Annotated in this window: 6 protein-coding genes; all 6 read right to left on the reverse strand. The window is 26.7% G+C overall.

Annotation, left to right across the window (positions count from 1 at the left end; genetic code table 11):
• Window positions 1-140 precede the first annotated feature (140 nt).
• Window positions 141-1,232 carry a DUF4062 domain-containing protein gene (locus GGR97_RS14965; protein ID WP_167899339.1) on the reverse strand — a complete coding sequence of 364 codons (1,092 nt, stop codon included), beginning with the start codon at window positions 1,230-1,232 and terminating at the stop codon, window positions 141-143.
• Window positions 1,233-1,462: 230 nt separating this feature from the next.
• The gene (locus GGR97_RS14970; protein WP_167899340.1) at window positions 1,463-2,173 is read right to left on the reverse strand and encodes a hypothetical protein; all 711 of its coding nucleotides are present in this window, start codon (window positions 2,171-2,173) and stop codon (window positions 1,463-1,465) included.
• Between the two features lie 212 nt (window positions 2,174-2,385).
• Window positions 2,386-3,081, reverse strand: a complete 696-nt coding sequence (locus GGR97_RS14975; RefSeq protein ID WP_167899341.1) for a hypothetical protein — start codon at window positions 3,079-3,081, stop codon at window positions 2,386-2,388.
• A 211-nt stretch (window positions 3,082-3,292) separates the two neighbouring features.
• On the reverse strand, window positions 3,293-3,970 hold the full coding sequence (locus GGR97_RS14980) for a hypothetical protein (protein ID WP_167899342.1): 678 nt from the start codon (window positions 3,968-3,970) through the stop codon (window positions 3,293-3,295).
• 126 nt (window positions 3,971-4,096) lie between these two features.
• Complete coding sequence (locus GGR97_RS14985) at window positions 4,097-5,002, reverse strand: hypothetical protein (protein WP_167899343.1); 906 nt, start codon at window positions 5,000-5,002, stop codon at window positions 4,097-4,099.
• A gap of 1 nt (window position 5,003) precedes the next feature.
• Window positions 5,004-6,437, reverse strand: coding sequence for an MBOAT family O-acyltransferase (locus tag GGR97_RS14990; protein WP_167899344.1), 1,434 nt, complete (start codon window positions 6,435-6,437; stop codon window positions 5,004-5,006).
• Between the last annotated feature and the right edge of the window lie 145 nt (window positions 6,438-6,582).

Here is a 6,582-nt window from a genome sequence, read left to right on the forward strand (position 1 = left end):
CTAAGCCGAAGCTTTTTGTTTGGATTTGTTTCTTTGGTTTCACAAAGCCAAATCAACAAGATTTGGCGACTTAGTAAATATACACAAAACTTTGAGAAAGCACAGAACCCGCATGAAGTTTAGCCGGTGTTACCTACAGTTTATTCTACAATTATATATTCTGAAAGTAATTTTTTCCTTATTTCATTAGTAATTTCTTTGATCCCATTTTCGTACATATTATTTGTTTCTATTTGATAGGTGTTAATTAGTTTTCCTTTTTTTACAAATAGACCTGCATAACTTTCTATTGGAGATTCAAATTCATCCAAATCTTCAGGAATATCAATATCATAATGTTCAGGAGTGCGTAATTCTACATAATCATCTTTCTTAGTTTTAACATATTCAAGTATTCCTATTTCGATTAAGTATTCATACCAATTATGTTCTCTTGGAGAAATATTTAATATTCTTTCTTTTTCATCTTCGTTACAAAAAATCTTACCTGTTTGCCACTCTCCAATCATACGTTCAAGATATTCAGATGCTAAAGAGATTTTATCTATTTCAATAATACTAGATTCTGCGTTTTCACTATCCACAACTTTATAAATATTTTTTAATATTGTTTCAAGTTTATTACTTACAGATTTAATTTCATTGATTGATTCATTAGTATTTGATATTTGAATATTAATTTCTCTGTTTTTAAGAAATTCAAAAAACATTCCAGCCCATTGTTTTCTTAAATGATTTTCTATATCTCTAAAGTTTTCAAATGATTCATAACCATTATTTGAAGCAGACCTTCTAACTCTATTTATAAATTCAAAAATAGATTTAGCATTTTCTTGTTTCTCAATTGCTGGGTAATGTATACTCTCTACAAAATCTTTATTTCTATTTGATTGAAATAAATTATGATTATCAAGAACATTTTTTTTAATGTATGTAAATATTGGAACTTTTTTTATTACAGCAGATTCATACTCAGCATTGGTTATTGATTTTTTTTGATCATTAATATATTTACCTCCAAAACGACCACCAATAATTAATATGAAAAGTTGACAATTTCCTATTTCATTTATACATGCATTATGGGTATGTAAATCAGGGTGAAAAAAAACATCTCCATATTCACTTAATACTGGTTCAAATCCAAATGATTTTACAAATGTTGATAAAGAATCTCGGATTTCTCCTAAATCATAACAAGTTGAACTTATGAATACTTTTGGTTTTGCCATTTTTTTTATTTTAATTGTAGGTAACGGTTTTGGCTAGGCTTTGTGCGGGCTTGAAAATCGCCAAGATTTTCGAGAACGGACTAAGCCGAAGCTTTTTGTTTGGATTTGTTTTTTGTGGTTACACAAAGCCAAATCAACAAGATTTGGCGACTTAGTAAATATACACAAAACTTTGAAGTTTGCACCAAACCCGCATGAAGTTTAGCCGGTGTTGGGGTACGTTTTTTTATTCAGGAAATTTGAAAGGATTTATCTACTATAATCCATCTGTCTACGTCTTTTTTAATTATAAAAATCACTTTTCTATCATCTTCATTTCCGTAATTAATTTGAGTAATTAAAAAACCATAATTTTTATCTTTATTAAATATGATTTTTGAGAATTTTATACAAGCTATTAGGTTTGAATTATTCTCTTTTTTCCATTCCCAAATTAAATTTTCAGGAGGATATTTAGAACTATAGTCAAATTTAAAAAGTTTAGAATGATTGAAACTTTTTAAGTCAATTTTATAATTCAAATTTATGTTTTCAAGGTTTCTATAAAATTTAATTTCTGATTTGTGTTCTTTTTCATATTTCCAAATTAAATCTCCTTCAGAATATTTATTTAATTTGATATTCATTTTTTTTCTAATAATTTGTGTTTCATTATCTGAAATTTCTTGAATGCTATCAACAATAAGTATTAATCTTTTATCACTCTTTTTAGGTATAGGTCTATCGGTAACATCTGCGTAATAATATGTCCCATCTTTTGCTTTAAATCTTTGAAAATAACCAGGGTTAGGAGGAGATGGTGGTGGAGGTGGTGGAATGATTTGTTTCAATATTTCGAAAAAAATGTCAGACATTATTTTCTTTTCTAAATCTATATTTTCATTAGAGTATTGAAAACTAGATAAGATTAAAAAAACTAAAATGTATAATGTCTTTCTCATTTTTTTAATGTACCCCAACGGTTTTGGCTAGGCTTTGTGCGGGAAGAAAATCGACAAGATTTTCGAACACGCAACTAAGCCGAAGCTTTTTGTTTGGTTTTGTTTTTTGTGGTTACACAAAGCCAAATCAACAAGATTTGGCGACTTAGTAAATATATACAAAACTTTGAAGTTAAAAACTAAGCCCGCATGAAGTTTAGCCGGTGTTGTACTTAGTTTAATACATCATATAACATTCGTCCTAGTTCAGTTATATCGTATGTTAATTCTCCTCCTTCAACAACATACGGTTGGTCAGCCATTTTCCAATCATCCTGTGCTCTTACACTTATTTCTTCAGTATTAGTTTCAAACAAACCTACATGCATTAAATACTTAACGTCATTGTATTTTAAATTTTCATGTGTTCTATGATTATATACAATTTTATTTTTATCCAGGTTTAGAAAGTTTTTGAAATCATTTATTTCTACAGATTGGATTATATTAGCTCCTCTTAAAAAATCCTCGTAATTTATTTTTTCTGCTAAATACGATGAAAAAAGTTTAGCTGTATATTGTGAATTTTCATAATCATTACACTTGTCTATTATTAATAGAAGTTTTTCACCAACTTTAATTTTATGTTTTTTAGAGTTGTCAATTTTATTTATCATTTCCTCTCTCTTTTCGCTAGGAATGTTTTTGAGTTCAAATAGAAAAGAAATTATCTTATTTAATAATACTCTATCAGAAATTTTAATACCAATATTTGTCAAACCAACTATTGAACTAACAATAGGAATATCTTTTAAAACTCCATCTTCTAATACTGAGTCTAAAATCAATTCTGACAAATTACCGCCTATATTTTGTAAATCACTATCCTTTAAAGTTTCATTAAATGAATTTGAAATATTGTTTTTCATTGTCATAAATTAAGTACAACGGTTTTGGCTAGGATTAGTACGGGGTTGAAAATCGACAAGATTTTCGAGAACGGACTAAGCCTAAGCTTTTTGTTTGGATTTGTTTCTTTTGGTTTAAACTAAGCCAAATCAACAAGATTTGGCGACTTAGTAAATATACACAAAACTATGAGAAAGCACAGAACCACGCATTAAGTTTAGCCGGTGTTGGCTACTGTATTTTTATGCGCTTGTTAATTTCATTGATTATATTTCTGAATTTTAAATTAGATTCATTTGAAGCTTTATATTGCCATTCTCCACCATTCTTTTTTTTAATTTTTAAATCTATGGGGTCACTTCCAGAAAATAATTGTGCTTTAATAGAGGTTAGAAAATATAATTGAAACCACCAAGAATTTTTTACATCTACAAGTTTTATTTCTTTTAATTCGGAATAATTAAACTTTCTAAAATTATTATAATCAATAGCTTTAATTTCAAAATATTTTTCAAATACAATTATTATAGGAAATCCTTTTTCTTCAAAAATTAGTTTTTTTGGTTCTTCTTTTATTAATGAGAATTTAGAAGATAATTTTTCAAATACTAGTTTTAAGTTACTGAAGCCTGTTTTATCAAAAATCTCAATTAGTTTTATTAGACTTTTATTTATATTGTTATAATTTTCTTTTTTTCTTCTGTTATTTGTTTCAATTCGAATTTCTAAGTTTTCTTTTGTAAGTTCTAATTGTACTTCAGTTTTAAGAATATTTAAAAAATCTGTTAATGTTTCAGCATTGGTTTTCCAAATTCTTTCTGCTTCTAATATTTTCTCAGAAATAAATAAATCATTTTTATCTATAATTTGTTTATTTTCTATTAATTGAAGTAATTTATCAAAAGTCATTTTTTTTCGAATATTGTAGCCAACGGATTTGTATATGATTAGTGGCGTATTTAAGCACCCAATTTAGTGAATAAAAATCGAATATAAAATAGGCAAAGGTTTTCGTAAGCAAGCTAAAACTAGCCATTAATTATATACGGTGTTGTGCGTTCGTGCTTTTAAGTATTCGTTTATGAACAGTTTTGTAAAGTATTTACTTCCTTTATTATTCAAATGGGTGTTATCTTGATAGTATTTTGAACTAGGAATAGAGTTAGAAAAATCTAAATAATTTGGTAATTTTTCATTAAGAATTTTATTGTTTCCTTTAAAATTATAAATAGGTGAAGTAAAAAAAAATAAATTTATATTTTCATTTTTACACATTTTTATGATATCTTTTAGGTGAGGGTTAAATTCATTTTTTAAAATATATGTCATTATTTCTTCAGTGTTTTTTATTTTTCCAAATAAAGGAACAAAACCTTTGTTATCATCTATGACTGACATTTTCCTATTAGACAACGACATTATTAATTCTCTAAACCCCAATTTTGAGCCATATTCACAATATCTTAAAAAAGGAATTTTTTTATAAAGAACATATTTATTATTCTTGTCAATTTTTTGAAATTCATTCCATATATCACTTTCGTTGATGTATGTCAACCAATCAACAGTACATTCTCCTCCACTATAGAATTCATTCCAGATATAATCTATTTGAATATAAATATTTTTTGTGATTTTTCTTTTTATAATTTGTTGTGCAGATAATTTTATTTCAAAAACGCTAGAACCAGGAATACCAAAATTAAATCCTTTTTGATTAGTTTCTTTTTCTATTAAGTTAATATCTATATTATGTAAAACTCTTGAAGAACCTAAAACAACATAATCAAACGAATCTTTTTTTTGTAAGCCCATTATGTAATCAGGGATGTTTCTCGGAGCTCCATTGTAGTGAATATATGTATAGCTCTTGTCAAGAACGATACTCATTATTATTAATATTATAGACAATAATGCTATGTTTTTTAAAAAATTCTTCATTTTAAAATTGAAAATATATAAAATCATTCATATCCGAAAAATTACCCAATACTAAAATTAATAAAATAATTATGATTGTTTTTAATTGATATTTGTTATCCTTAAGCAAAGGAAAATCTTTGTGTCTTCCAAACCATTCTATTATGATTAATAAGAAAATTAAAGGGAAAATTTCAATAGAGTAACGCTCTATTCGTAATCTTTCAATCTCGAAACTAAAAGCAAATATTTTTTTGATATAAGCAAAAGCTGTTTGCATATTTTCTGCTCGAAAGAATATCCATGAGAACATAACTATAATAAATGTTTTAAGTATAAAAAACAATTCTTTTAAACTTGGAACATTTTTATTTTCTGCTATGGTATTTGTATATTTTCTGTTTTTATTATTTAACATTGAAGGTATGAAATAAAGTGCATTTATTGCTCCCCAAACGACAAAAGTCCAATTGGCTCCATGCCAAAAACCACTTACAATAAATATTATAAAAACATTTCTAATTGTATTATATTTATTTTCTTTACTACCACCAAGTGGAATATATAAATAATCCCTAAACCAAGTAGTTAATGAGATATGCCACCTTCTCCAAAATTCGGCTATATTTCTTGAAAAGTACGGATAGTTAAAATTTTTCTTAAGATCAAAACCAAATAACCTAGATAGGCCTATAGCAATATCTGAATAGCCACTAAAATCGCAGTAAATTTGAAAGGAAAAACAAATAGCTCCAATAATTAGTGTTGTGCTTGTATATATTTGATAAGTATTAAAAATTTCGTTTGAGTATTGAGCACAAGTATCTGCAATTACTACTTTTTTAAATAACCCCCAAATTATTTGTCTTACACCAATCATTGCGTTTTTGTAATCGAAAGAACGTTTGATGTAAAATTGTGGAAGTAAATTACTTGCACGTTCAATTGGTCCAGCAACTAATTGAGGAAAGAAACTTACAAAAGCGGTAAAAGCCATAAAGTCTTTAGTTGGTTCAAGTTTTTGTTTGTAAACATCTATTGTATAGCTTAATGTTTGAAAGGTGTAAAAACTAATTCCAACAGGTAAAATGATATTCAAAGAATTTGCTTTTATTTCCATTCCAAAAAATGAAAAGGCAGTAATGAAATTATCAAGAAAAAAATTATAGTATTTAAAAAAGCCTAGAAACCCAAGATTTACAAGAATACTTGTCCATAATAGCATTTTTCTTTTATTCTGATTTTCTTGTTTCGATAAACTAATACCAATTGAATAATCTATTACAGTGCTAAAAAGAATTAAGGATAAAAATCTCCAATCCCACCAACCATAGAAAATGTAACTTGCTATTACAATTAATAAGTTTTGTAATTTTAAGTTTTTATCAGTGACGAACCAATATAGAATAAAGATGATGGGCAAAAATATTGCAAAATCAATAGAGTTAAATAGCATTCTTTTTTATTCTAATTTTTAATAGATTCGTGATTTTTTTTGCATGACGCACAACGGTTTTGGCTAGGATTAGTACGGGATTGAAAATCGACAAGATTTTCGAGCACGGACTGAGCCTAAGCTTTTTGTTTGGTTTTGTTTCTTT

It is taken from the genome of Wenyingzhuangia aestuarii, from assembly GCF_011927765.1.
Lineage (GTDB): Bacteria > Bacteroidota > Bacteroidia > Flavobacteriales > Flavobacteriaceae > Wenyingzhuangia > Wenyingzhuangia aestuarii.

What these genes read in the sequence shown, in the direction of transcription:
- GGR97_RS14965 (WP_167899339.1), bottom strand. Translation starts at nt 1,232, where the DNA reads ATGGCAAAACCAAAAGTATTCATAAGTTCAACTTGTTATGATTTAGGA.
- GGR97_RS14970 (WP_167899340.1), bottom strand. Translation starts at nt 2,173, where the DNA reads ATGAGAAAGACATTATACATTTTAGTTTTTTTAATCTTATCTAGTTTT.
- GGR97_RS14975 (WP_167899341.1), bottom strand. Translation starts at nt 3,081, where the DNA reads ATGAAAAACAATATTTCAAATTCATTTAATGAAACTTTAAAGGATAGT.
- GGR97_RS14980 (WP_167899342.1), bottom strand. Translation starts at nt 3,970, where the DNA reads ATGACTTTTGATAAATTACTTCAATTAATAGAAAATAAACAAATTATA.
- GGR97_RS14985 (WP_167899343.1), bottom strand. Translation starts at nt 5,002, where the DNA reads ATGAAGAATTTTTTAAAAAACATAGCATTATTGTCTATAATATTAATA.
- GGR97_RS14990 (WP_167899344.1), bottom strand. Translation starts at nt 6,437, where the DNA reads ATGCTATTTAACTCTATTGATTTTGCAATATTTTTGCCCATCATCTTT.